The sequence below is a fragment of the Rathayibacter sp. VKM Ac-2856 genome (genome assembly GCF_013205055.1).
Lineage (GTDB): Bacteria > Actinomycetota > Actinomycetes > Actinomycetales > Microbacteriaceae > Rathayibacter.
This window is the reverse complement of the sequence record NZ_JABMLF010000003.1, coordinates 60268-82771: the sequence shown is the minus strand read 5'-3', so window position 1 is coordinate 82771 and position 22504 is coordinate 60268. Positions and strand designations below refer to the sequence as shown.

Sequence of the window (22504 nt, the reverse complement as noted above, 5' to 3'; positions counted from 1 at the left end):
ATCAGCCCGGCCTGGAATAATGCCGCGGTGACCTCCCCCATCGCCGGCCTGCTCGATCCGCTGCACCCGCTCGCCTCCGGGCGGACGGCCGACTCCGCTCTGCTGCGGGCCTACCGCTCCGAGCGGCCCGAGGCGACGCCCGTCTGGTTCATGCGCCAGGCCGGGCGCAGCCTGCCCGAGTACCGGGCGCTGCGCACGGACACCCAGATGCTCGACGCGTGCCTCGATCCGGCGCTCGCGAGCGAGATCACGCTCCAGCCGATCCGCCGGCACGGCGTGGACGCCGCGATCTTCTTCAGCGACATCGTCATCCCGCTGCGCCTGGCCGGCGTCGCCGTCGACATCGTGCCGGGCCGCGGTCCGGTCCTCGAGAAGGCGGTGCGCACCGCCGCCGACGTGGACGAGCTGGTCGCCAAGGACCCGGCCGTGCTCGACGAGACGCTCGAGCCGATCCGGGAGGGCGTCCGCCGCACGGTCGAGGGCCTGCAGGGGATCGGCGCGGGCGACACCCCGCTGATCGGCTTCGCCGGCGCCCCCTTCACCCTCGCGGCCTACCTCGTCGAGGGCGGGCCGTCCAAGGACCACATCCGCGCCCGCACGCTGATGCACTCCGACCCCGAGGCCTGGGCCCGGTTGATGGAGTGGACGGCCGAGGTGACCGGCCGCTTCCTCCGCGCGCAGGTGCTGGCCGGCGCGAGCGCGGCGCAGCTCTTCGACTCGTGGGCCGGCGCGCTCTCGCTGGCCGACTACACCGAGCACGTCGCCCCCGCCTCCGCCCGGGCGCTCACGCACGTGCGAGACCTCGCCTACGACCACGGCGAGACTCGCCGCAACGTGCCGATCGTGCACTTCGGCGTCGGCACCGGCGAGCTGCTCGCCGCCATGCACGGCATCGGCGCGGACGTGGTGGGCGTCGACTACCGCATCCCGCTCGACGAGGCGAACCACCGCCTCGGCGGCTTCGTCCCGGTCCAGGGCAACGTCGACCCGGCCCTGCTCTCCGCCCCGTGGGAGGTGCTGGCCGCCCACGTCGACGACGTCCTCCGCCGCGGCACCAGCGCTCCGGGGCACGTGCTCAACCTCGGCCACGGCGTGCCGCCCGAGACCGACCCCGACGTGCTGACGCGCCTCGTCGCGCACGTGCACGCCTGGCGGCCGTGACCGAGGGGTCCGGCACGGGAGCGGCAGCCCCGGTCGACTGCGACGTCGCGGTCGTCGGCGGGGGAGTGGCGGGGCTCGCCGCCGCCGCCGAGTGCCTGCGGATCGGCCTGCGCGTCGTCGTGCTCGAGGCGGGCGACGCCGTCGGCGGCTCGGTCGCCCCGCTCGAGATCGCCGGGGTCGTGCTCGACGCCGGCGCCGAGAGCTTCGCAACCCGCGGCGGTCACGTCGAGAAGGCGCTCGCCGCGCTGACCCTCGACGGCCGACCGCTCGCGGAGTCGATCGTCGAGCCACGGGCGGGCGGCTCCTGGCTGCACCTCGCGGGCGGGCGCTCCGTGCCGTCGCCGCGCGCCGGGATCCTCGGCATCCCGGGCACGCCGCTCGCCCCCGACGTCGTCCGGGCGATCGGCCGCCGCGGCGCCGCCCGCGCCTGGCTCGACGCCGTGACGCCGGTGCTCCGGATCGGGCGCGCCCACTCGCTCGCCGAGCTCGTGCGCACCCGGATGGGGCAGCGGGTCCTCGACGACCTCGTGGCGCCCGTCGTCTCCGGCGTCTACTCCAGCCGCCCGGAGGACATCGACGTCGACGCGGCGGCCCCCGGACTGAACGGCGCGATCACCCGCGCGGGCTCCCTCGCCGGCGGTGTCGCGGCTCTGCGCGCGAACCTCCCCGCGGGCGTCGCCGTCCGCGGGATCGACGGCGGGATGCACCGCCTCGTCGCCGCGCTCGTCGAGCGGATCGACTACCTCTCCGGCGAGATCCGGGTGCGGACCCCGGTGGCGCGCCTCGAGGGGGACGGCGAGCCGTTCCTGCTCACCCTCGGCGACGGCTCGCGGCTGAGCGCCCGCGCCGTCGTCGTCGCGACCCCCGAGCGCGACGCGCGCGAGCTGCTCGCCGGGATCGTCCCCGCCGTGCGCGAGGAGGCCGCCGAGGTGCTGCGCGACTCCGTCGAGCTGGTCACCCTCGTCGTCGACGACGCCCGCCTGGACGCGGCGCCCCGCGGATCCGGGGTGCTCGTCGCTCCGACCGCCCGCGACGTGGTCGCCAAGGCGATCACCCACGCCACCGCGAAGTGGGCCTGGCTCGCCGCAGGGCTCCCCGCGGGGCGGCACGTGCTCCGCCTCTCCTACGGGCGCCCCGGCGAGCATCCGCCGCTCGAGGGCGCGAGCGACGCCGAGGCGGCCGCGACCGCGCTGCGCGACGCGTCGATCCTGCTCGGGATCGAGCTCGACCCGGCGAGCCTCGTCGACTCGGCCCGGGTGCGCTGGGCGAACGTCCGCCCCGCCGCGGCGCTGGGCCGGCGTGCGCACCTGGAGGCGTTCCGCGAGGTGCTCGCGCCGGTGGCGGGGATCGCCGTGACCGGGACGTGGCTCGCGGGCACCGGCCTGGCCTCGGTGCTCCCGCATGCCGCGGAGACCGCCGCTCTTATCCGGCGCCGACTGGTGCGTCAAGGCGTCGGCATTCCGCGCGAAGAATATGACGGCGACGGCTACTCTGGGTCGCAGGCATCCGCGTGAGTGCGGCGTGCCCCGACACGAGTGGTCATCGACCGCGTGAACGAGCCGCGAGAGCGGCCCAGGACGAGGAGTAGGCGTGAAGGGCAAGATTCTTTTCGTGGCAGGAGCCGCAGCCGGCTACGTGCTGGGAGCGCGTGCCGGTCGCAAGCGGTACGAGCAGATCGCCGCAGCGGCGAACCGCTTCTGGCAGACCCAGCCCGTGCAGGACGTCGCGGGCGCCGTCGGCGGAGCGGCGAAGACGCAGCTCAGCACGGTCTCGGACAAGGCGTACGACCTGGTGCGCGGCGTCGTGGTGAAGGCGGTGTCCGGCGGCAAGAAGGCCCAGGGCGCCTCCCAGGCCGAGGCGACCGCCGCGGCCCGCTCGGCCGCGTCGAAGGTCGACGAGGCCGCCGCCGCCGCCGGCTCCGGAGGATCGACGACGTCGTCCTCCACCAGCAAGGCGTAGTCCTCATCCCTCCGGGCCGTCCGCTCTGCGAAGGCCCGGCACGTCCCCCCTCCGAGGAGCCCCTGTGGTGAACGAACGCAATCCGAAGAACGCCCGGTCGCTGGGCGAGCTGGTCAGCGACCTGCCCGGTCTGGTGATCGAGCTCGTCAAGGCCGAGATCGCGTCCCTGAAGAACGAGCTGTCCGGCAAGGCGAAGAGCGCGGGCCTCGCGGTCGCGCTGTTCGCGGTCGCCGCCTTCTTCCTCCTCACGGCGTGGGCGACGCTGGTCACCTTCGCGATCATCGGCATCGCGTCCTGGCTCCCCGCCTGGCTGTCGGCGCTGATCGTGACCGTGTTCTTCCTGCTGGTGGCGGTCGTGCTGATCCTGGTCGGCGTGAAGTCGATCAAGAAGGCCGTCCCGCCCGTTCCGCAGGACTCGATCGAGAGCATCAAGAAGGACGTCCAGGCGTTCAAGGGAGTCGGCAGCTATGACCACTGATCGCGCTGTATCCAGCACCACGCCCCGCTTCGTCGACCCGGCGGAGCTCCAGCCGAGCCAGCTGAAGGCCGACATCGAGCGCGCGCGCAGCGAGCTCGCCGCGACGCTCGACGCGATCGAGTACAAGGTGAACGTCCCGCGCAAGGTGCGGAACGTCCAGCGCACCCTGGAGCGCAAGGTCTCCGTCGTGCGCAAGCACCACCCCGAGGCCCTGATCGCCGGTGCCGCGGGCGCCGCCGCGGCCGTCGGCCTCGTCGTCTGGGGCATCGTCCGCGCGGTCGTCGAGGACTGACCCCGGACCGGGCGCCCACCCGGTGCCGGGGAGCCGCGAGCCGCTAGCGCTCCCGGCCCCCCGGCGCCAGAGTCCCTCCTGCTTTTGTGCATCGGCGCGAGCGGAGGGATGATGGATCAATGACCGATCAGACCGCCGGAACGGCGGGTCCCGTTCAGTCCGCCCCCGACACGAGCGCCGCACCGGCGCCGCAGCCCCCCGCCGATCAGGATCACTCCGATCAGGCCCTGGGATACACGCTCTGGGCGGTTCTCCGCAGGGATCCCTCACGCCCGTTCACCCTCTCCGCCGACGAGTCCGCCCAGGCCGCCACGGCCTACGAGGACGCCGTCGCACGGCTCGCCGGCGAAGGCGTCACGGTGCGCGGCACCTACGACGTCTCGGCCCTGCGCGCCGACGCCGACATCATGCTCTGGCTCACCGGAGCGGCCCCCGAGGAGCTGCAGCGCGCATACCGCGAGCTGCGCCGCACGGAGCTGCTCTGCGGGCTCCTTCCGACGTGGAACGCGATGGGCGTGCACCGCGACGCCGAGTTCAGCGCCAATCACCTGCCCGCGTACATGCGCGGCAAGGCGCCGGCCCGCTGGCTGACGGTCTACCCGTTCGTCCGCTCCTACGAGTGGTACATCCTCCCCGAGGAGGAGCGCCGCACCATGCTCGCCCAGCACGGCCGTCAGGGCTCGCGCTTCCGCTCCGTGCTGACCAACACGGTCGCCTCCTTCTCGCTGGGCGACTACGAGTGGATCCTCGCGCTCGAGGACGAGGAGCTGGTCAACCTGGTCGACCTCATGCGCGACCTGCGGGCCACCGAGGCCCGCCGCCACGTGCGCGAGGAAGTCCCCTTCTACACCGGTCGGCGCATCGAGGCCGACCAGATCGCCGAGGTCCTCCGATGAGCTCCACCGTTCCCGCCCCCGAGGCGCGCGACTTCGCCGAGGCCGTCCCCGCGGTCCCCGAGGGCGTCCTCGTTCGCGGCGCCACGCCCGCCGCCGCCTCCGGCCCCGAGCACGTCTCCGTGCCGGTCGCCTACGACGCGATCCTGCTCGCCGGCTTCGGTGGTCCGGAGGGCCAGGACGACGTCATCCCGTTCCTGCGCAACGTCACGCGCGGCCGCGGCATCCCGGAGGAGCGCCTCGAGGAGGTCGCCCACCACTACCGCCACTTCGGCGGCGTCAGTCCGATCAACGCGCAGAACCGCGCGCTGAAGGCCGCGCTGGAGGCCGAGCTCGCGAACCGCGGCATCGACCTGCCCGTGCTCTGGGGCAACCGCAACTGGGCGCCCTACATGAGCGAGGCGGTGACGGAGGCGAAGGAGCGCGGCTTCTCGAATCTGATCGCCGTCGCGACCAGCGCCTACTCGTCCTTCTCCTCCTGCCGTCAGTACCGCGAGGACTTCGCCGCCGCGCTCGACGCGACCGGCCTCGAGGGCGAGCTGCGGATCGACAAGGTCCGCCAGTTCTTCGACCACCCCGGCTTCGTGATGCCGTTCGTGAAGGCCGTCCACGACGGGCTCGACGAGCTGCGCTCGCGCCTGCCCGGCCTGGACGCGACCACCGAGGTCGAGGTGCTCTTCGCGACGCACTCGATCCCCTCCACCGACGCCGCGCGCAGCGGTCCGCACGAGCGCCACGAGGACGGCACCGTCGTCGACGTGCACCACTTCGGCGACGGCGGGGCCTACGAGGCCCAGCACCTCGCGGTAGCGGAGGTCGTCATGGCGGCCGCTGGCGCGGAGGACGTGCCGTGGCAGCTGGTCTACCAGTCGCGCTCCGGCCCGCCCACCCAGCCGTGGCTCGAGCCCGACATCAACGACGCCATCGCCGAGCTGCCCGCCAAGGGCCGCAAGGCGCTCGTGATCGTGCCGCTCGGCTTCGTCTCGGACCACATGGAGGTCATGTGGGACCTCGACAACGAGGCGCTCGAGACCTCCGAGGAGCACGGCCTGGTCGCGATCCGCGTCGCGACGCCGGGCACCGACCCGGTCTACGTCTCCGGTCTCGTCGACCTCGTCATGGAGCGGGTGAACGGCACGCCGGTCGAGGACCGTCCGTCGATGACGGCGCTCGGCCCCTGGTACGACGTCTGCCGTCCGGGCTGCTGCGAGAACGTGCGCGCGGGCTTCAAGCCGGCGCTCGCGGGGATCGCACCGTGACGGGAAGCATCCTGTCGTGAGCATCCGAGTCGGCACCCGCGCGAGCGCGCTCGCGGTGGCGCAGACCCGGATGACGGCGGATCTGATGTCCCGGGCCGCGGGCGTGCCCGTCGAGCTGGTGCGCATCGAGTCCGACGGCGACCGGATGCGCGGCTCGCTCGCGTCCCTCGGCGGCACCGGGGTCTTCGTCAGCGCTCTGCGCGACGCCCTGCTGGCCGGCCGCTGCGACGCGATCGTGCACTCGCTGAAGGACCTGCCGACGGCGCCGGTCGAGGGCCTCGTCCTCGGCGCGGTGCCGGAGCGCGAGGATCCGCGCGACGCGCTCTGCGCCCGCGACGGGGCGACCCTGGCGACCCTGCCCCACGGGGCTCGGGTCGGCACGGGCTCGCCGCGGCGGCGGGCCGCGCTGCTCGCCGCGCGTCCCGACCTCGAGATCGTCGACATCCGCGGGAACATCGACACCCGGCTCGGCCGCGTGTCCGCGGGGAGCGCGTCGCCGCTCGACGCTATCGTGCTGGCGCTGTCGGGGCTCCGCCGCCTCGGCCGGACCGACGCGATCACCGAGGTGCTCGACTTCGACGTCTCGCCGCACGCGCCCGGTCAGGGTGCGCTCGCGATCGAGGTCCGCGACGAGGAGCCGTCCGAGGAGTTGCGGGCCGCGCTCGCGGCCGTCGAGCACGCCCCGACCCGCGCGGCGATCACCGCGGAGCGCGCGCTGCTGGCCGTGCTCGAGGCGGGCTGCGCCGCGCCGATCGGCGCCAGCGCATCGGTCGAGGGCGACAGCGTCGTGACCCGCGGCGTGGTGTTCGCGGTCGACGGCTCGGCGTCCCTCTCTCGGGAGGTGGCGGAGCCGATCGATAACGGTTCGGTCGCCGGTGCTCGACACCTGGCGGATCCGCAGTATGGTGGTCGCGAACTGCCCGTCGTCGAAGCCGCGTTCCGTTGCGGCTCTCTGCTCGCTGACGCGCTTCTCGGTGCGGGTGCCGCCCAACTCGCACCTCTGGGAGCCTCTTCGTGATCGTGCCCGCCGCCTACTCCCAGTGGGAGAAGCCGTTGCAGGGCTGGCGTGTCCTCGTCCCCCGCGGAGGTCCGTGGGGCGACGGCGTCGCCGGTGCCCTCCGCGCGAAGGGAGCGTCGCCCGTCGTCGCTCCGATGATCAACTTCGCGCCCACCGATGACTTCCCCGCCCTCGAGCAGGCCCTCGCCGACCTCGAGGCCGGCGCCTTCGACTGGATGACGGTGACGAGCGCGACCACGGTCGACGTGCTGTCGCTGCTGCGGACGACCGTGCCCGCGGGCACGAAGGTCGCCGCCGTGGGCGAGACGACCGCCGCGGCGCTCGTCGCGGCCGGCTACTCCGTCGACCTCGTCCCCTCCGAGGACAACTCCGCGAAGGGCCTGCTCGCCGAGTGGGAGCAGGCGACGGGCGGGCAGCACCCGCTGCGCGTGCTCACCCTGCGCTCCGAGATCGCGAAGCCGCTGCTCACCGAGGGCCTGAAGCGCATCGGCCACGACGTGCGCTCGGTGGTCGCCTACCGCACCGTCGGAGTGCAGGTGGAGGACCGGGTCGTCGCCGACGTCGCCAGCGGCGCCGTCCACGCCATCCTGGTCACCTCGGGGAGCGTCGCGGAGCAGGTGCAGAGGCAGCTCGGCCCGGTGCCGGAGTCCACGCTCGTCGCCGCGATCGGCCCGCAGACCGCGAAGGACGCCCGCGCCTTCGGCCTGCGCGTCGACGTCGTGGCCGACGAGCGCTCCGCCTCCTCCCTGATCGACGCGGTCGCCGCCGTCGCCGCGGAGCGCGCGACCCGCTGACCGGCGGCTGCGCCGCACAACATCAGCTGAGACGGGTGGGCCTCGGCTGACAGAGGAGGGACCCCCTTCTCAGCTGACGTTGTGCGGACGCACTCCATCGACAGGGCCGCTCATCCTCGTTCGAGTCCTCGGCGACGGCGCTGCGCGGCGGTCCACAGGTGCTCGTTCCGGCCGATCATCGTGAAGAGAGCCGCCTCGGTCCGGGGCCAGTCGTCCATGATCTGATGGTTGTCGAGACGGATGCAGAGGTACTCCTGGCGGGCGAGCTCGAGGTCGCGACGGGGGTCCTCATGGAACTGCTCGACGCTGGAGTGGTAGCGGTAGCCGTCGGTCTCGAGGACCATCCGGTCGCCGATCACCTCGTCGACTCGGCCCACGCGGGGAATGAGCACCTGCGGCCGGACGAGCACGTTGCGGCGGCGCATGCTCAGGCGCGTCTTCGTCTCGAGACCCGACTGACTCCGGCCGTCCACTCGTGCGAAGAGGTTCCGCTTCCCTGCGGGCGCGAGTGCGCGAAGAGCAGGCAGCTCATCCGCGTCCAGCAGACCGGAGTTGAGAGCGGAGTCGATGGTCACGATCGCGTCGTCCTCGCCGATGCAGGTGATGAGATTCAAGATCGCGGACCCGATCCCGTCCTGGGAGAACGAGCGCCGCCCCTGTCCGGGCCATCGCCGCCAGTGTCCGACGGCCCCGGGGCGAACGGAGTGGACGGAGGAGTCGCCCAGCGTGATGTGCAGGCCCGGTCGCTCGGTGGTCCAGAGTCCGAGCGCGTGCAGCAGAGAGACGCAGGTCAGCACGCCGCCGGCGCGCACTGCTGCGAGCTCGATCTCGGGGACACCGGCGAGTGCGTACCAGCCGCGCCGGACCCGGACCACGTCCCCCGCGGAGAGTGCGCGCTCGAGGGTCGTCCGGTCGATGCCGGCGGCGCGAAGGGCGCTCGCGGGAGCGAAACCGCCGCCCGCAGCGAGGAGGGAGCCGAGGTCAGTCACGAGCCGACCCTGGCGGCCGTCCGGTCCGGGTGGTGTGCCGGGCGTCGATCTGTGGAAAACGAAGCGCCTGCAGGCCCTGGGGAGGAGCTGATGTTCTGCGGGCGGGGGGCTCCCGGCGGGACCGGCTTAGGCTGGAGGCATGACCGCGATCCGCCCGCGGCGACTCCGCACCACCCCGGCTCTGCGCCGGCTCGTGCAGGAGACGCGCGTCCATCCCGCCCAGCTCGTCCTCCCCCTCTTCGTCGCCGAGGGGATCACAGAGCCCCAGCCGATCGGCTCGATGCCGGGGGTGTCGCACCAGTCGCTCGACAGCGTCCGGCGCGCGGTGACCGAGGCGGCGGAGGCCGGACTCGGGGGCGTCATGCTCTTCGGCGTGCCCACCACCCGTGACGCGGTCGGCTCCGGGGCCACCGATCCGGACGGCGTGCTGAACGCCGCCACGCGCGCCGTGGTGGAGGAGGTCGGCGACGCGCTCGTCGTGCAGACGGACCTCTGCCTCGACGAGTTCACCGACCACGGCCACTGCGGCGTGCTCGACGAGCGCGGCCGGGTCGACAACGACGCGACGCTTCTGCGCTACGAGCAGATGGCGCTCGCGCAGGCCGAGGCCGGCTCGCACCTGCTCGGGCTGTCCGGGATGATGGACGGCCAGGTCGGCGCGATCCGCGCTGCCCTCGACGGCGCCGGGCACCTCGACACCGCGATCCTCGCCTACTCGGCCAAGTACGCCTCCAGCTTCTACGGCCCGTTCCGCGAGGCCGTGCAGTCCACGCTCGAGGGCGACCGGCGAACCTACCAGCAGGACCCCGCGAACCGCCGCGAGGGGCTCCGCGAGGCGACGCTCGATCTCGCCGAGGGCGCGGATGTCGTGATGGTGAAGCCGGCGATGTCCTACCTCGACGTGCTCTCCGACGTCGCCGCCGTCTCGGACGTGCCCGTCTGGGCGTACCAGGTGTCGGGCGAGTACGCGATGATCGAGGCCGCCGCGGCCAATGGCTGGATCAACCGCGAGGCCGCGATCGTGGAGTCGGTCACCGGCATCGTCCGCGCCGGCGCCGACGCCGTGCTCACCTACTGGGCGGTCGAGCTGGCGAACGACCTGCTGAGGTAGCGGCGGTCACGAGGTAGCGGCCGGCCGCGTCCGGCGTCCGCTGAGGCGCGCGCCGTATCGTGGTCGGGTGACTCCCACCGCGAACGACACCCTGTACGAGCGTGCCCGGCACGCGATCCCCGGCGGCGTGAACTCGCCGGTCCGGGCCTTCCGCTCCGTCGGCGGCACCCCGAGGTTCATGGTGTCGGCGACCGGTCCGTACATCACCGACGCCGACGGCCGCGAGTACGTCGACCTGGTCTGCTCCTGGGGCCCGGCCGTGCTCGGCCACGCCCACCCCGAGGTCGTCGCGGCGGTGCAGTCGGCCGCGGCGCGCGGACTCTCCTTCGGCGCGTCGACCCCGGCCGAGACCGAGCTGGCCGAGCTGGTGGAGGCGCGGATCACGGCCGGCGGCGTCTCGCCGATCGAGAAGCTGCGCCTGGTCTCGACGGGCACCGAGGCGACGATGACCGCGATCCGGCTGGCCCGCGGGGTCACCGGCCGCGACCTGCTGATCAAGTTCTCCGGCCACTACCACGGCCACTCCGACGGGCTGCTCGCGGACGCGGGCTCCGGACTCGCGACGCTGGCGCTGCCCGCCTCGGCCGGCGTGACGGCGGCGACGGCGGCGCAGACGATCGTGCTGCCCTACAACGACCTCGACGCGGTGCGCGCCGTCCTCGCCGAGCGCGGCTCCGAGATCGCCGCGGTGATCACCGAGGCGGCCGCCGCGAACATGGGCGTCGTGCCGCCCGCGCCGGGCTTCAACGCGGCGCTCGCCGAGCTCGTGCACACCAACGGCTCGCTGCTGATCATGGACGAGGTGCTCACCGGCTTCCGCGTCAGCGCCGGCGGCTGGTGGGGTCTCGAGAACGCGGGAGCGGAGGCGCCCTACGTCGCCGACCTCTACACCTTCGGCAAGGTCATCGGCGGCGGCATGCCCGTCGCGGCGCTCGGCGGGCGCGCGGACGTGATGGACCACCTCGCGCCGCTCGGCCCGGTGTACCAGGCGGGCACGCTGTCGGGGAATCCGGTCGCCGTGGCCGCGGGCATCCGCACCCTCCAGCTGGCCGACGAGGCCGTCTACGCCTCGCTCGACCGCACCGCCCTGACGCTGCAGCGCGAGGTCTCGGCCGCGCTCTCGGCCGAGGGCGTCGTGCACACGGTGCAGAGCGCGGGCAGCCTCTTCAGCTTCATGTTCACCGACATCGGCGGGCCGGTGCGCGACTACGCCCAGGTCCAGGCGCAGGAGTCGTTCCGCTACCCGGCCTTCTTCCACGCGATGCTCGACGCGGGCGTCTCGCTGCCGCCGTCGGTGTTCGAGGCGTGGTTCGTCTCGGCCGCTCACGACGACGCGGCGATCGGCCGGATCGTCGACGCGCTGCCGGCCGCCGCGAAGGCCGCAGCGGCAGCGCGCCCGTAGCGGCGGCGGTCGCGCCGGGGGTCAGCCCCGGCGCGACACCGACTTCGGCAGCACGAACACCAGCGCGAACGCCGCGATCGCCATCAGTGCGCTGACGAGCATGGCCGGAGCGGCGGCGTCGAGGAAGCCCGACGCGACGGTGTCCGGGCCGGAGATCACGAGTCCGCCGAAGAGGACGCTGCCGATCGCGGCGATGCCGACGGCCGAGCCGATCCGCTGGATCGCCGAGATGACGCCGCTGGCCGCGCCCGCGTCCTGCGGGTCGACCGTGGAGACGATGAACTGCACGTTCGGCGCGATGAAGAAGCCGTTGCCGACGCCGGCGATGAACAGCGGCGCGAGCAGCTGCCAGTTCGTGATCGAGTCGGGCGTCGCGGTCAGCAGCACCAGCCACACCCAGACGAGGCCGACGGCGAGCAGTCCGCTGCCGAGCACCAGGACGTTGCGGCCGAGCTTGGCGGTGAGGCGGTTGCTCTGCGAGGCGCTGACGATGCTGCCGATCGCGAAGGGGATCGACACCAGACCGGACTCGAGCGCGGTGTGGCCGAGGCCCGACTGCCAGAGCAGCGAGATGGTGAAGAAGATGCTCGTGAACGCCGCGAAGTAGACCAGCGCCAGGATGACGCCGCCGGTGAAGGCCGGGTGGCGGAACAGGGTCGGCGGGACGAGCGGCGCGCGGCCGCGGCGGGTGTACGCCACCTCCCAGGCGCCGAACGCGGCGAGCAGGATGACGCCGCCCGCGATCGAGAGGAAGGTCCACAGCGGCCAGCCCTCGTCCTCGCCCTGGATGAGCGGCACGAGCAGGGCGACGAGTCCGCCGGAGACGAGGATCAGGCCGAGCCAGTCCACGCCGCCGCTCGGGGCGCGGTCCTCCGCGCCGAGCTCGCGGCGGGTCGGGAGCAGCAGCGCGGCGGCGATCAGGGTCGCGACGCCGATCGGCAGGTTGACCCAGAAGACCAGGCGCCAGCCGTTCTCGTCGCCGAAGGCCTGGATGATCAGCCCGCCGATGATCGGGCCGAGCGCCGACGAGACGCCGAGCACGGCGCCCATGATGGCGAAGGCCTTGCCGCGGGCCGGGCCGCGGAAGAGGAGCTGGATGTAGGCGTTGACCGCGGGCACGAAGACGCCGCCCGCGAGGCCCTGCACCACGCGCGCGACGACGAGCTGCACGTCGTCCGCGGCCAGACCGCAGGCGAAGCTCGCGACGGTGAAGAGCGCGACGCCGCTGACGAAGACCCACTTGTGCCCGAACCGGTCGCCGAGGCGGCCCGCGGGGATGAGCGCGAGGCCGAACGCGAGCGCGTAGCCGGAGATGATCCAGGAGAGCGTGGACTCGGAGGCGTCGAGGGTGGTGCGGATCGTCGGCAGGGCGACGTTGACGATGGTGGTGTCGAGCAGGGCGATGAACATGCCCGCCAGGAGGACCACGAGGGAGCGCCAGGCGCGGCGGTCGGGGGCCGGAGGGGCGCCGGTCGCGCGGTCGGTCGACGTCTCGGTCATGCGGAGGAGGCCTTTCGAGGAGGCGGCAGAAAGGGGGGAGGGGGAGCGGGACCACCCATCGGGGGTACGACCGCATGTGAACTCTCGCAGGAGCACCCGGGTTTCTGCACGCCTTGGCCTGTGGGGGCCTTCAGGGTGCGCGGGAGTGCACGGCCTCGGCGCGCGTCGTCGTCACCGGCGGCGAGACTCGGCGGCGCGGGCGCAGGTGATGCAGAGGTCGGCGGTGGGGCGGGCCTCCAGGCGGGCGGCGCCGATCGGGCGGCCGCAGTTGGCGCAGTCGCCGTAGTCGCCGGAGGCGAGGCGGGCGCGGGCGGCGGCGAGGTCGTGCTCGGTGCGGGCGAGGGCGTCGCGCACTCCGGCTATCCGCGACCACTCGGCCGAGAGCGGGGTGCCCTCCGGGTCGTGCTCATCGTCGGCGGTGCCGTCGGCGCGGTCGAGGAGCAGCTCGCGGAGGGACTCCTCGAGCCGCTGCGCCTCGCGCCTCGCCTCGGCCTGCCGCTCGGCGAGGCGGGTGTCGAGGAGGCGCCGCTCGTCCTGATCGCCGACCATCCCTCCATGCTGCCACCGCGACCCCGGGCGCCGAGTGCGATGGTCGGGGCAGACTAGGGGCATGCCCGTCGTGACCGTGCTCCCCGACCGCCTCGAACTCCGCCTGACCCGCGCCGAACGGGTGCTCGCCCTGCACCGCGGCGACGTCGTCGTCGATCGCGCGAGCATCCGCTCGGCGACGGTCACCGAGGATCCGTGGATCTGGGTGCGCGGGATCCGCGCGCCGGGGACCGCGGTCCCGCTCACGATCGCGGCGGGGACCTGGAAGTTCCACGGCGGCAAGGATTTCCTGCTGATCAAGCGCACGGCCGCGGCGGTGGTGATCGACCTGGTCGGCGAGGAGTACTCGCGCCTGATCGTCAGCACGAAGCACGCGCCGGAGCTGATCGCCGCGCTGCAGCTGGGCACCGCGACCGCCGCCATCCCGGTGATCGAGACCGACGATCTCGTCGTCGTGCCGGCGGTCGCCGAGCAGGCCGCTGAGCGCCTGGCCGCGGCGCAGGCGGAGAAGCCCGCGGAGGAGCCCGCCGCGAAGAAGCCCGCTCCGAAGAAGTCGCCCGCGAAGAAGCCTGTCGCTGAGAAGCCCGGCGCCGAGAAGCCCGTCGCCGACGAGCCCGCAGCCGACAAGCCTGCCCCCGACGAGCCCGCCGCCCCGAAGCCCGCCGCGAAGAAGCAGGCTCCGAAGAAGCCGGCCGCCTCGAAGCCCCGCCCCGACGCCTCCGCCGGCCGCGCCTCCGCTGAGCCGAGCGGCGCGACCGAGGCCGCCGAGTAGCCCGCCCCCCCGAGGCTCCCCGGGCGTCAGCCCCGCACGTCGACCAGCGTGCGCCCGTGCGCGCGCCCGGCGAGCAGATCGGCACCCGCGTCGATCGCGCCCGCGAGCGGGACGGTCGTCGTCAGGCCGTCGAGCAGGTCGAGGTCGAGGTCGTGCGCGAGCCGGCGCCAGGCCTCCTCGCGCAGCTTCCGCGGCGCCTCCACCGAGTTGATGCCCGCCAGCGTCACTCCGCGGAGGATGAACGGCATCACGCTCGCGGGCAGGTCGCCGCCCTGGGCGAGACCGCACGCGGCGACGGTGCCGCCCCAGCGGGTCTGCGCGAGCGCGTTCGCGAGGGTGTGCGAGCCGGCCGAGTCGACCGCGCCGGCCCAGCGCTCGGACTGCAGCGGCTTCCCCTCCTCGGACAGCTCGGCCCGGTCGAGGACGTCGGCCGCGCCGAGGCGGCGGAGCAGGTCGCCGTGCTCGTCCGCACGCCCGGTCGACGCGACGACCTCGTGGCCGAGCGCCGACAGCACGGCGACGGCGATCGAGCCGACACCGCCCGAGGCGCCGGTGACGAGCACCGGTCCGTCGCCCGGCCGCACGCCGCGGCGCTCGAGCGCGAGCACGGCCAGCATCGCGGTGAAGCCGGCGGTGCCGATCGCGCCGGCCCGGGCCGAGGAGATCGCGCCGGGGATCCGCAGCAGCGAGGCCGAGTCGACCCGGGCGCGCTCCGTGAGGCCGCCGTCGAAGCGCTCGCCGAGACCGGCGCCGTTGAGCACCACGCGGTCGCCGGAGTCGAAGCGCTCGGCCGCGGCGCCGTCGGCGTACTCGACCGTGCCGACGACGTCGATGCCCGCGATCAGCGGGGTGCGCCGCACCACGCCGGGACGGCCGGCGAGAGCGAGGGCGTCCTTGTAGTTGACGCTCGAGTACTCGACGGCGAGCGTCACGTCCCCGTGCGAGCGGTCGGGATCGTCCCGCTCGGTCAGTCGCGCGCGATTCGGGGTCTGGGAGTCGGAGGAGGAGTGCTGCTCGACGACGACGGCTCGGAACATGAGCCCACGCTACGCCCGGGCACGCGGGGCGCGCCCGGGCGCGCGATCAGTTCAGCGGCCGGGTGTACTCGGGCAGCGCGCCGCCCGAGTACAGGGCCGATGCCGCATCCTGCAGGGCGGTCAGTGCGACGCGCTGCGTCCACGGGCCGTAGGAGACGCGGGCGAGGCCGAGCTCCTCGAAGCGGGCGGGGGACTGCGAGCCGGGGACGCCGATAACGCTGACCCGCTGGAGGCCGAGGGCGGCCACGAGGGCCTCGAGCTCCGCGTCCTGCAGGAGGCCCGGGACGAAGAAGCAGGTCGCCCCCGCGTCGAGGTAGGCGCGACCGCGCTCGATCGCGTCGGCGAGCACCTCGCCGCGGTCGCGGTCGCCCGCGCGGAGGAACACGTCGGTGCGGGCGTTGAGGGCGAAGGGCACGGCCTCCTCCTCGGCCGCGGCGACCGCCTTCTCGACCGCGCGCAGCGCCTCGGGCAGCGGCTTCGCCTGGTCCTCCAGGTTCGCGCCGACCACGCCGACCTCGATGGCCCGGCGGATCGTCTCGCCCGCGTCGCCGTAGCCGGCCTCGAGGTCGGCCGAGACGGGGACGTCGACCGCGGCGACGATCCGCTCGATCATGCCCAGGTGCAGGTCGAGCGGGATCCTCTCGCCGTCCTCGTAGCCGAAGGTCGCGGCGATGGAGTGGCTGGCCGTCGCGAGCGCCCGGGTCCCGGGCAGCGCGGCGATCGTGGTCGCCGAGATCACGTCCCACACGTTCACCACGCTCAGCAGCTCGGGGGCGGTGTGGAGGTCGACGAGGATGCGGCCGCGCGCTTCGATGCTCATCCGAGCACCGTAGGCCCCGCGGCGGGGAGGGTGCCGTGCGCCGCGCAGGCCGCGGTGCCGCAGTCGTCGCAGACGACCAGCTGCTCGCGGCAGGCGGGATCGGTGCAGTTGCGCATCCGGCTCGTCGGCTCGGCGCAGACGCGGCAGCGGCCGATCACCTCGGCGCCGGGGGAGAAGGTCAGGGAGCCGCGGCCGTCGAACACGTAGAGCGCGCCGCGCCAGAGGCCGGTGTCGCGGCGGGCCTCCTGGTAGCGCACGACCCCGCCGTCGAGCTGGTACACCTCGCCGAAGCCGCGCGCGAGCATCAGGCTCGAGAGCACCTCGCAGCGGATCCCGCCCGTGCAGTAGGTGACGACCGGCCGGTCCTTGAGGTGGTCGTAGGCGCCGGAGTCGAGCTGCTCGACGAACTCGCGGGTGCTGGCGACGCCGGGCACGACCGCGCCGTCGAAGCGGCCGATCTCGGCCTCGAAGGCGTTCCGGCCGTCGAAGAACACCACGTCCTCCCGCTCGGCGACGAGCGCGTCGACCTCGTCCGGGTCCAGCCGGACGCCGGTGCCGACGACGCCCGTCGCGTCCACGCGCAGCTCCTCGGGCGCCCCGAACGACACGATCTCCTCGCGCACCTTCACCGACAGCCCGGGGAAATCGACGCTCCGGCCCTCCTCGTCCAGGGCGGTGCCGTCGCTCCACTTCACCTCGAGACCGCGGAAGGCGGAGTGCTCGCGGGTGCGGCGGACCCAGCGCTTGAGCGCGCCCATCTCACCGCCGAGGGTGCCGTTGACGCCGTCCGCGGAGAGCAGGACGCGCCCGCGCAGGCCGAGGTGCTCGCAGAGCTCGCGCTGCCACAGCCGCACGGACTCGGGGTCGGCGAGCGGCACGAAGCGGTAGAACAGCAGGATCTTCGGCAGCACCGGCACATCCTACGAGGGCGCGGCCGGGGCGGACGACACGCTCCCGAAACGCGGGTGTGGCAGCATCTCCGGGTGACCGACGCCCCCCTCTCCGCTCCGCAGAGCCTGCCCGTCCCGCACAGCCGCGTCGAGGACGTCTTCGGACTCGTGACCGGCGCGTTCATCGTCTCGCTCGGGCTGTTCCTGCTGCGGGCGAGCGAGGCGGTCACCGGCGGCACGGCGGGGCTGGCGCTGCTGCTGGGCTACGCGGCGCCGATCCCGTTCGGCGTGATCCTCGTCGTGGTCAACCTGCCGTTCCTGGCGCTCTCGCTCTGGAAGAAGGGCTGGCGCTTCACCCTGCGGACGATGTTCTCGATCGTGCTGGTCTCGCTGCTGGCGGGCCTGCATCCGCTCGCGTTCGGGACGATCCGCATCGAGCCCGTCTACGGGGTGCTCACCGGCGACGTGCTCGCGGGGATCGGCCTGCTGATCCTCTTCCGGCACGGCTCGAGCCTGGGCGGCTTCAGCATCCTCGCCCTCCTGGCCCAGGAGCGGCTGGGCTGGCGGGCCGGCTACGTGATGATGGCGCTCGACGCCTGCGTCGTCGTGGCGGCGCTGCTCGTCGTGCCGCCGCTGAACGTGCTCATCTCGGCGGCGGGGGTCGTGGTGCTCAACCTCGTGCTCGCCTTCAACCACCGGCCGGGGCGCTACCTCGGTTCCTGAGCGCGCAAGCCCTCGACGCGGCGCGCACGGTTCCTAGGCTGGGAGCTGGCGCGCACCCCGAGCGCCCGAACGGAGAACCGGATGTCCGACTGGAACTACGACCCCTACGCCCGCCTCGGCGAGGTGGCGACCTTCACCCTCGAGAGCGACGACATCAGCGACGGCGCACCGCTGGCTCCCCGCCACTACGGCGAGGGCTCGGGCGGCGAGGACGTCTCGCCGCAGCTGCGCTGGTCGGGAGCGCCCGCGGAGACGAAGAGCTTCGCGGTGACGGTGTTCGACCCCGATGCGCCCACCGGCTCGGGCTTCTGGCACTGGGCGGTCTACAACCTGCCCGCCGACACGACCGAGCTGCCCACCGGCGCGGGAGCGGCCGGCTTCGAGCTGCTGCCCGCGGGCGCGCAGACGCTGCCCAACGAGATGCGGCTGCGCCAGTTCATCGGAGCGGCGCCGCCGGACCGCGAGCACCGCTACTTCTTCGCCGTGCACGCCCTCGACGTCGAGCAGCTCGAGCTGGATCCGGAGTCGACGCCGGCGATCCTCGGCTTCAACGTGCACTTCCACACGCTGGCGCGCGCGGTGCTCGTCGCGACGGCGACGCCGGACGGCGCGAAGGGCTGACGACGGCGGGTCTCGATGCGCCGCTGCGTGGCTGCTCGACCGGCATGCAGGGCCGCTGGCCGGTCATCCCGCTCGGCGTGGAGTGCCTCTGGGCGCACATGCTGATCGAGTAGCCCTCGCAGAGGGCGTATCGAGATCCGCTTCACCCGGCCTGTCGAAGCGCTCTCAGGAACTCGCGGACGGCGCCGACCGCCTGGCGTGTCGCGAGTGGCGGCGGAGAAGAGACGAATCTGGAATAGCTCACCGCTCCGACTGATCCCGTGCTCTCGAACTGCTGCCCGAGTCGTCGCACCAGGACTTCGACCTCGGCGGTGTAGGCGGCTCGCTCGCCCCAGGCCACGGCGGCGGCCGCGGGGCCGCCCGGCCAGCTCTCGAGGAGCCAGACGATGTCGTACGCGTCCTTCGGCTTGTCCCGATTCTGAAGAGCGGCGCTCTTGGCGACCAGGAATCCGAGCGGGCCGGTCACGCGGAGGGCGATGTCGATCGTTCCGCGCCCCTCGGGAAGGACGACGCGGCGTTCGATCGTCTCGGCGTCGTCGATCAACACGTCGCCTGCGTCGAGAGCCAGCGCTGAGAGGCGCGCGCCCATGTTGTGCTTGGCGACGGGGTTGTCCGCTGCTCGTGGACGGTGAGCGGCACCGGCAGGACGGCCCGGACCGGCGGGGCAGAAGAACTCCAGTGTCACGCGGGGATGCGTCCCTCGGACCCAGCGGAACGATGCATCGGAGACGGAGAAGCCTCGGTCGAGGAGGACACGCTCCAGGCGGTCGTACTCCTCCGTCTCTCCGTCGACGAAGGCCAGGCTGACGCAGAGGTCGATGTCGGCGGTCCCGATATGCGGGTCTGCTCCCTCCTCCAGGACCGGGACGAGGAAGGAGGGGACCAGACCGCCGATCACGACGAGGTGAGCGCTCGCGAAACCGGCGGCGCGGATGACATCGGCCGCCTCGCTGATCGCACGTCGGTCGTCTCCCGGCTGTAGGCGTCCACCTGTGTCCCGTCGGAGTCAGTCACGGAGCTGCTCCCACAGAAGGTCGGCGGCATCGGCATAGCGACCGCCCTGGCGCAAGAGGTCGAGCCAGACGCGCGCAGCCGGCGCCACTCGGACCCCTTCGATGTCGACCGACGCAGCCGTCCCCACGAGGCCCGTGTCCGTCCAGAGTTCGAGATTCGCACCGTCACGTGAGGGAAGGTCCTCGACATCGAGCAGAATCGCGACCCTCAGGAGGTCGTCTGCGGCCACACGCACCCGGACGATGTCCGTCGTCGTCACAGGAACACCCCAGAGTCGCGAACCCATCGTCGAGGTCACGGCGTAGTCCACGCCGGCGCTCGCGGCAGCAGTGGCCAGCTTCTGCGTGACCTCCCGGTCGTTGTGGCTGTAAAGATGCGCGAAAAGTCCGGACGGCGGTCGAAGCAGGGACTCCGAGATGCGCAGTCGGCCGAGGAGCGGGTCCTTCCTGCTCAGAACGCGCCGCTTGGAAGCTCCGCGGCCGACGGCCTCCAGCACCCCGTCCCTCTCGAGGAGGGCGAGGACGTTGTGGGCTTGGCCGGCGGAGATCCTGGCGCGTTCGGCGAGCCGGGTCACGCTCCACACACTCGGAGTGGGTTCTGTCAGCAGGAGCTGCGCTGCTCGTCGTCCGACCGGGCCCAACCCGCGTTCAGAACTCCGTCCAGTCGCCGAGGACCCCCTCGTGCGCGGCGGAGTCGACTCGCGATCGATCCGTCGGCCCTCGAGATCCAGATGCAGCCCTCCCTCGAGGTCCCACCAGCTCAGCTGCGAGCGCTCCAGCTCGTCACGCTCGTCGGCCGGAATTCCGCGCCCGACGATCAGACCTGTCCATCCGTCCGGTACCGCCCGGGAGAGGTGGGAGGGCAGGCGCGACGCACGTTCCAGCACCCAGACCGGACGGCGATGACCATCGGCTTCGATCCACGCCCCCTCGCCCTCGAAGAGGACGGAGACGCCGACTGGTCGTTCTGACGCCTCGAATCTGCCGGACAAAGACGCGGGAAGGCAGATGACGACATTCACCCTGGACCCACTTTCACTCCATAGTGAATCTTGCCACAGAGTGAAGATGGAGTGAAGAACTGCGCTATCCGAAGAGGGTGCGCGCCTCCTCGTAGCGGGAGTCGGGCACCGTCTTCAGGGTGCCCAGCGCCTCGGCGAAGTCGACGTGGTAGATGTCGGTGCCGCGCAGGGCGACCATGCGGCCCCAGTGCTCGGCGACGACGGAGTCCGCGGCGGCCATGCCGAGGCGGGTGGCGAGGACGCGGTCGAAGGCGCTCGGCGTGCCGCCGCGCTGGATGTGGCCGAGGGTGGTGGCGCGGGTCTCGATGCCCGTGCGGTCCTCGATCATCGGGGCGAGCATCTCGCCGATGCCGCCCAGCCGCGGACGGCCGAAGGCGTCGAGGCCGCGCTCGGAGTGCGCGTCGTCCATCGAGTCGAGCGAGAAGCCCTCGGCGACGACGACGAGCGGCGCGCGCCCGCGGTCCTGGGCGCTCCGCACCCACTCGACGATCTGCTCGATCGAGGTCTTCTTCTCGGGGATGAGGATGACGTGCGCGCCGGCGGCCATGCCGGAGTGCAGCGCGATCCAGCCGACGTGGCGGCCCATGACCTCGGCGACCATGCAGCGGCCGTGCGAGTCGCCGGTGGTGCGCAGGCGGTCCATGGCGTCGGTCGCGATGCCGACGGCGGTGTCGAAGCCGAAGGTGTAGTCGGTGGCGCCGAGGTCGTTGTCGATGGTCTTGGGGACGCCGACGATCTTGAGGCCCGCGTCGGTGAGGCGCTTCGCCGCGGCCAGGGTGCCCTCGCCGCCGATCGCGATGATCGAGTCGATGCCGTTGCGGTCCATCATCTCGGCGATCTTCTCGGGGCCGCCGTTGTCGCCCTCGAAGGGGTTCGTCCGGCTGGTGCCGAGGATGGTGCCGCCCTGCTTGGCGATGCCCTGGATCTCGGGCCGCCCGAGGGGGAGGAGGTCGCCGTCGACCACACCGCGCCACCCGTTGCGGAAGCCCACGAATTCTTGGTCGTACACCTTGATGCCCTTGTACACGGCACCGCGGATGACGGCGTTCAGCCCGGGGCAGTCGCCTCCGGAGGTCAGGATCCCGATCTTCACCCGCTCAGAGTAGAGGACTCCCGGGAGCGCTCGAGGCACCCGTTCGGGCAGGTCCGCCCGCGGGTGCGTTCGAGCGGGGACGACGAAGGGCCCCTCCTCGCCGCCTCGAGGAAGGGCCCTTCATCGTCGTGGGGTCAGACGCCGCCGTTGGAGGCGGTGTTCACCGCACCGTTGACGCCGGCGGGGAAGAACCCGCCCTTGACGACCGGGCCGGGGTTCAGGTACACGATGTTGAGGACCTGGCCGGGGCTGCGGCTGAACGCGATGCCGTTGGCGTCGGTGGGCTGGATGTTGGCCGCGCCGCCGACCTTGACACCCTGGTCGAGGTCGGTGGGACCGTCGAGGCTGTCGCGGGCGTCGGACAGCTTGCCCGCCTGCACGTCGAGGCCGGCACCGTAGATCGCCGAGCGGATGGCACCGGCGTGGTAGGCCTCCACCGCGAGGATGCCGGCGGCCGCCTCCAGGTAGAGCTTCGACTCGATGAGGGGGGCCGCGCCCTTGTAGGCGGTGACTCCGACGTCCTCGAAGACGAAGGCGCCGAGCAGGAAGTTCTGCTCGTTGAGGAACGGGTCGAAGGTGCCGCCCGCGGGGATGAGGCCGGCCGCGGTCGCCGCGGCGTTGAAGCTGGCCTCGAGGTCGATCGAGGGACGCGCGACGGCGGCGCCGCCGAGCTGGGCGCGCAGGAACTTGACGTGCGCCTTCTCGTCGTTGGCGACCTCGCGGGCGAAGGACTTCAGCCACGGGGTCTTGAACGGGACGGCGCGGCCGCCCTTGACGCCGCCGAGCTTGCCGGTGCCGCCGGTGTCGCTGCTCGCGAGGCCCGAGCCGGTGACGGCGCGGAGGTAGAACTCGGCCTCGAGGTACTCGAGGTTGAGCGCGAAGTTGAGGACCGCGGCGTCGCCGGGGCCCTCGGCCGCGACCTCTTCGGCCGAGGCGGCGGGCGCGGAGGCCAGAGCCGCCGCTCCGATGCCGAGTCCGGCGACGCCGGTGGCCTCGAAGAAGCGGCGACGGTCGAGAGCGGTCTCCGAGCTCCTGACGATCGCGTTGCGGATGAATGTCGTGTCGAACATGTGCGCATCTCCAGTGATAGGCGGTTGGCCGGGCGGTC

At 73.0% G+C, this 22504-nt stretch carries 24 protein-coding genes; 14 read left to right on the top strand and 10 right to left on the bottom strand.

What is annotated here, in order from left to right; genetic code table 11:
• The first annotated feature begins 27 nt into the window (after positions 1–27).
• The 9 genes from hemE (at position 28) to HQQ82_RS10850 (ending at position 7854) form a co-directional block, all read left to right on the top strand.
• Entirely contained in the window at positions 28–1161 is a 1134-nt protein-coding gene (hemE, locus tag HQQ82_RS10890; protein ID WP_367947937.1) for a uroporphyrinogen decarboxylase, read from the top strand.
• On the top strand, positions 1158–2675 hold the full coding sequence (locus HQQ82_RS10885) for an FAD-dependent oxidoreductase (RefSeq protein WP_173233098.1): 1518 nt from the start codon (positions 1158–1160) through the stop codon (positions 2673–2675). Before hemE ends, HQQ82_RS10885 begins: the two co-directional genes overlap by 4 nt.
• A gap of 97 nt (positions 2676–2772) precedes the next feature.
• On the top strand, positions 2773–3120 hold the full coding sequence (locus HQQ82_RS10880; RefSeq protein WP_216848527.1) for a hypothetical protein: 348 nt from the start codon (positions 2773–2775) through the stop codon (positions 3118–3120).
• A 67-nt stretch (positions 3121–3187) separates the two neighbouring features.
• The gene (locus tag HQQ82_RS10875; protein ID WP_367947938.1) at positions 3188–3598 is read left to right on the top strand and encodes a phage holin family protein; all 411 of its coding nucleotides are present in this window, start codon (positions 3188–3190) and stop codon (positions 3596–3598) included.
• Positions 3588–3890 (top strand): DUF3618 domain-containing protein, encoded by a 303-nt coding sequence (locus HQQ82_RS10870; protein ID WP_173233097.1) that lies wholly within the window; start codon positions 3588–3590, stop codon positions 3888–3890. Before HQQ82_RS10875 ends, HQQ82_RS10870 begins: the two co-directional genes overlap by 11 nt.
• A 119-nt stretch (positions 3891–4009) precedes the next feature.
• Positions 4010–4786 (top strand): hydrogen peroxide-dependent heme synthase, encoded by a 777-nt coding sequence (hemQ, locus tag HQQ82_RS10865; RefSeq protein ID WP_173233096.1) that lies wholly within the window; start codon positions 4010–4012, stop codon positions 4784–4786.
• The gene (locus HQQ82_RS10860) at positions 4783–6042 is read left to right on the top strand and encodes a ferrochelatase (RefSeq protein WP_173233095.1); all 1260 of its coding nucleotides are present in this window, start codon (positions 4783–4785) and stop codon (positions 6040–6042) included. Before hemQ ends, HQQ82_RS10860 begins: the two co-directional genes overlap by 4 nt.
• 16 nt (positions 6043–6058) lie before the next feature.
• Positions 6059–7060 (top strand): hydroxymethylbilane synthase, encoded by a 1002-nt coding sequence (gene hemC / locus HQQ82_RS10855; protein WP_173233094.1) that lies wholly within the window; start codon positions 6059–6061, stop codon positions 7058–7060.
• A complete protein-coding gene (locus tag HQQ82_RS10850) occupies positions 7060–7854 on the top strand; it encodes a uroporphyrinogen-III synthase (RefSeq protein ID WP_173233822.1) in 795 nt (264 codons plus the stop codon). Before hemC ends, HQQ82_RS10850 begins: the two co-directional genes overlap by 1 nt.
• A 110-nt stretch (positions 7855–7964) precedes the next feature.
• On the opposite strand, the gene HQQ82_RS10845 is transcribed toward HQQ82_RS10850, so the two are convergent.
• The gene (locus HQQ82_RS10845; RefSeq protein WP_173233093.1) at positions 7965–8843 is read right to left on the bottom strand and encodes a type IV toxin-antitoxin system AbiEi family antitoxin domain-containing protein; all 879 of its coding nucleotides are present in this window, start codon (positions 8841–8843) and stop codon (positions 7965–7967) included.
• 139 nt (positions 8844–8982) lie between these two features.
• On the opposite strand from HQQ82_RS10845, the gene hemB reads away from it, so the two are divergent.
• Both hemB and hemL read left to right on the top strand, forming a co-directional pair.
• Complete coding sequence (gene hemB / locus HQQ82_RS10840; protein ID WP_173233092.1) at positions 8983–9954, top strand: porphobilinogen synthase; 972 nt, start codon at positions 8983–8985, stop codon at positions 9952–9954.
• Positions 9955–10021: 67 nt separating this feature from the next.
• Positions 10022–11356: a glutamate-1-semialdehyde 2,1-aminomutase gene (gene hemL, locus HQQ82_RS10835; protein WP_173233091.1), complete on the top strand. Its 1335-nt coding sequence runs from the start codon at positions 10022–10024 to the stop codon at positions 11354–11356.
• Positions 11357–11377: 21 nt separating this feature from the next.
• Here hemL and HQQ82_RS10830 read toward each other — a convergent pair whose 3' ends face one another.
• Together HQQ82_RS10830 and HQQ82_RS10825 are read right to left on the bottom strand one after the other, a co-directional pair.
• On the bottom strand, positions 11378–12856 hold the full coding sequence (locus HQQ82_RS10830) for an MFS transporter (RefSeq protein ID WP_173233090.1): 1479 nt from the start codon (positions 12854–12856) through the stop codon (positions 11378–11380).
• A gap of 171 nt (positions 12857–13027) precedes the next feature.
• The gene (locus HQQ82_RS10825) at positions 13028–13405 is read right to left on the bottom strand and encodes a TraR/DksA C4-type zinc finger protein (protein ID WP_254071442.1); all 378 of its coding nucleotides are present in this window, start codon (positions 13403–13405) and stop codon (positions 13028–13030) included.
• 61 nt (positions 13406–13466) lie between these two features.
• Between HQQ82_RS10825 and HQQ82_RS19975 the strand changes: the two genes are divergently transcribed.
• A complete protein-coding gene (locus HQQ82_RS19975) occupies positions 13467–14177 on the top strand; it encodes a hypothetical protein (protein ID WP_254071443.1) in 711 nt (236 codons plus the stop codon).
• Positions 14178–14203: 26 nt separating this feature from the next.
• Here HQQ82_RS19975 and HQQ82_RS10815 read toward each other — a convergent pair whose 3' ends face one another.
• The 3 genes from HQQ82_RS10815 to HQQ82_RS10805 are packed head-to-tail and all read right to left on the bottom strand — an operon-like array spanning position 14204 to position 16945.
• Entirely contained in the window at positions 14204–15214 is a 1011-nt protein-coding gene (locus tag HQQ82_RS10815) for an MDR family oxidoreductase (protein WP_173233088.1), read from the bottom strand.
• A 46-nt stretch (positions 15215–15260) separates the two neighbouring features.
• A complete protein-coding gene (locus tag HQQ82_RS10810) occupies positions 15261–16034 on the bottom strand; it encodes an isocitrate lyase/phosphoenolpyruvate mutase family protein (RefSeq protein WP_173233087.1) in 774 nt (257 codons plus the stop codon).
• Complete coding sequence (locus HQQ82_RS10805) at positions 16031–16945, bottom strand: rhodanese-related sulfurtransferase (protein ID WP_173233086.1); 915 nt, start codon at positions 16943–16945, stop codon at positions 16031–16033. Before HQQ82_RS10805 ends, HQQ82_RS10810 begins: the two co-directional genes overlap by 4 nt.
• 72 nt (positions 16946–17017) lie before the next feature.
• On the opposite strand from HQQ82_RS10805, the gene HQQ82_RS10800 reads away from it, so the two are divergent.
• Positions 17018–17647 (top strand): YitT family protein, encoded by a 630-nt coding sequence (locus HQQ82_RS10800; RefSeq protein WP_367947939.1) that lies wholly within the window; start codon positions 17018–17020, stop codon positions 17645–17647.
• A gap of 81 nt (positions 17648–17728) precedes the next feature.
• Positions 17729–18268, top strand: a complete 540-nt coding sequence (locus HQQ82_RS10795; RefSeq protein WP_173233084.1) for a YbhB/YbcL family Raf kinase inhibitor-like protein — start codon at positions 17729–17731, stop codon at positions 18266–18268.
• A 142-nt stretch (positions 18269–18410) separates the two neighbouring features.
• On the opposite strand, the gene HQQ82_RS10790 is transcribed toward HQQ82_RS10795, so the two are convergent.
• The 4 genes from HQQ82_RS10790 to HQQ82_RS10775 all read right to left on the bottom strand — a co-directional run bounded on the left by HQQ82_RS10790 (position 18411) and on the right by HQQ82_RS10775 (position 22466).
• Positions 18411–19166: a hypothetical protein gene (locus HQQ82_RS10790; protein WP_173233083.1), complete on the bottom strand. Its 756-nt coding sequence runs from the start codon at positions 19164–19166 to the stop codon at positions 18411–18413.
• Between the two features lie 108 nt (positions 19167–19274).
• Positions 19275–20303 (bottom strand): hypothetical protein, encoded by a 1029-nt coding sequence (locus tag HQQ82_RS10785; protein WP_173233082.1) that lies wholly within the window; start codon positions 20301–20303, stop codon positions 19275–19277.
• A gap of 64 nt (positions 20304–20367) precedes the next feature.
• Positions 20368–21396 carry a 6-phosphofructokinase gene (locus HQQ82_RS10780; protein WP_173233081.1) on the bottom strand — a complete coding sequence of 343 codons (1029 nt, stop codon included), beginning with the start codon at positions 21394–21396 and terminating at the stop codon, positions 20368–20370.
• Between the two features lie 134 nt (positions 21397–21530).
• Positions 21531–22466, bottom strand: a complete 936-nt coding sequence (locus HQQ82_RS10775; RefSeq protein ID WP_173233080.1) for a ferritin-like domain-containing protein — start codon at positions 22464–22466, stop codon at positions 21531–21533.
• Positions 22467–22504: the final 38 nt, after the last annotated feature.

Bases quoted from the DNA above. Each gene is read 5' to 3' on its own strand.
- HQQ82_RS10830 (WP_173233090.1), bottom strand. From the start codon at position 12,856: ATGACCGAGACGTCGACCGACCGCGCGACCGGCGCCCCTCCGGCCCCC.
- HQQ82_RS10825 (WP_254071442.1), bottom strand. From the start codon at position 13,405: ATGGTCGGCGATCAGGACGAGCGGCGCCTCCTCGACACCCGCCTCGCC.
- HQQ82_RS10810 (WP_173233087.1), bottom strand. From the start codon at position 16,034: ATGAGCATCGAAGCGCGCGGCCGCATCCTCGTCGACCTCCACACCGCC.
- HQQ82_RS10795 (WP_173233084.1), top strand. From the start codon at position 17,729: ATGTCCGACTGGAACTACGACCCCTACGCCCGCCTCGGCGAGGTGGCG.
- HQQ82_RS10815 (WP_173233088.1), bottom strand. From the start codon at position 15,214: ATGTTCCGAGCCGTCGTCGTCGAGCAGCACTCCTCCTCCGACTCCCAG.
- HQQ82_RS10775 (WP_173233080.1), bottom strand. From the start codon at position 22,466: ATGTTCGACACGACATTCATCCGCAACGCGATCGTCAGGAGCTCGGAG.
- HQQ82_RS10870 (WP_173233097.1), top strand. From the start codon at position 3,588: ATGACCACTGATCGCGCTGTATCCAGCACCACGCCCCGCTTCGTCGAC.
- hemQ (WP_173233096.1), top strand. From the start codon at position 4,010: ATGACCGATCAGACCGCCGGAACGGCGGGTCCCGTTCAGTCCGCCCCC.
- hemB (WP_173233092.1), top strand. From the start codon at position 8,983: ATGACCGCGATCCGCCCGCGGCGACTCCGCACCACCCCGGCTCTGCGC.
- HQQ82_RS19975 (WP_254071443.1), top strand. From the start codon at position 13,467: ATGCCCGTCGTGACCGTGCTCCCCGACCGCCTCGAACTCCGCCTGACC.
- HQQ82_RS10860 (WP_173233095.1), top strand. From the start codon at position 4,783: ATGAGCTCCACCGTTCCCGCCCCCGAGGCGCGCGACTTCGCCGAGGCC.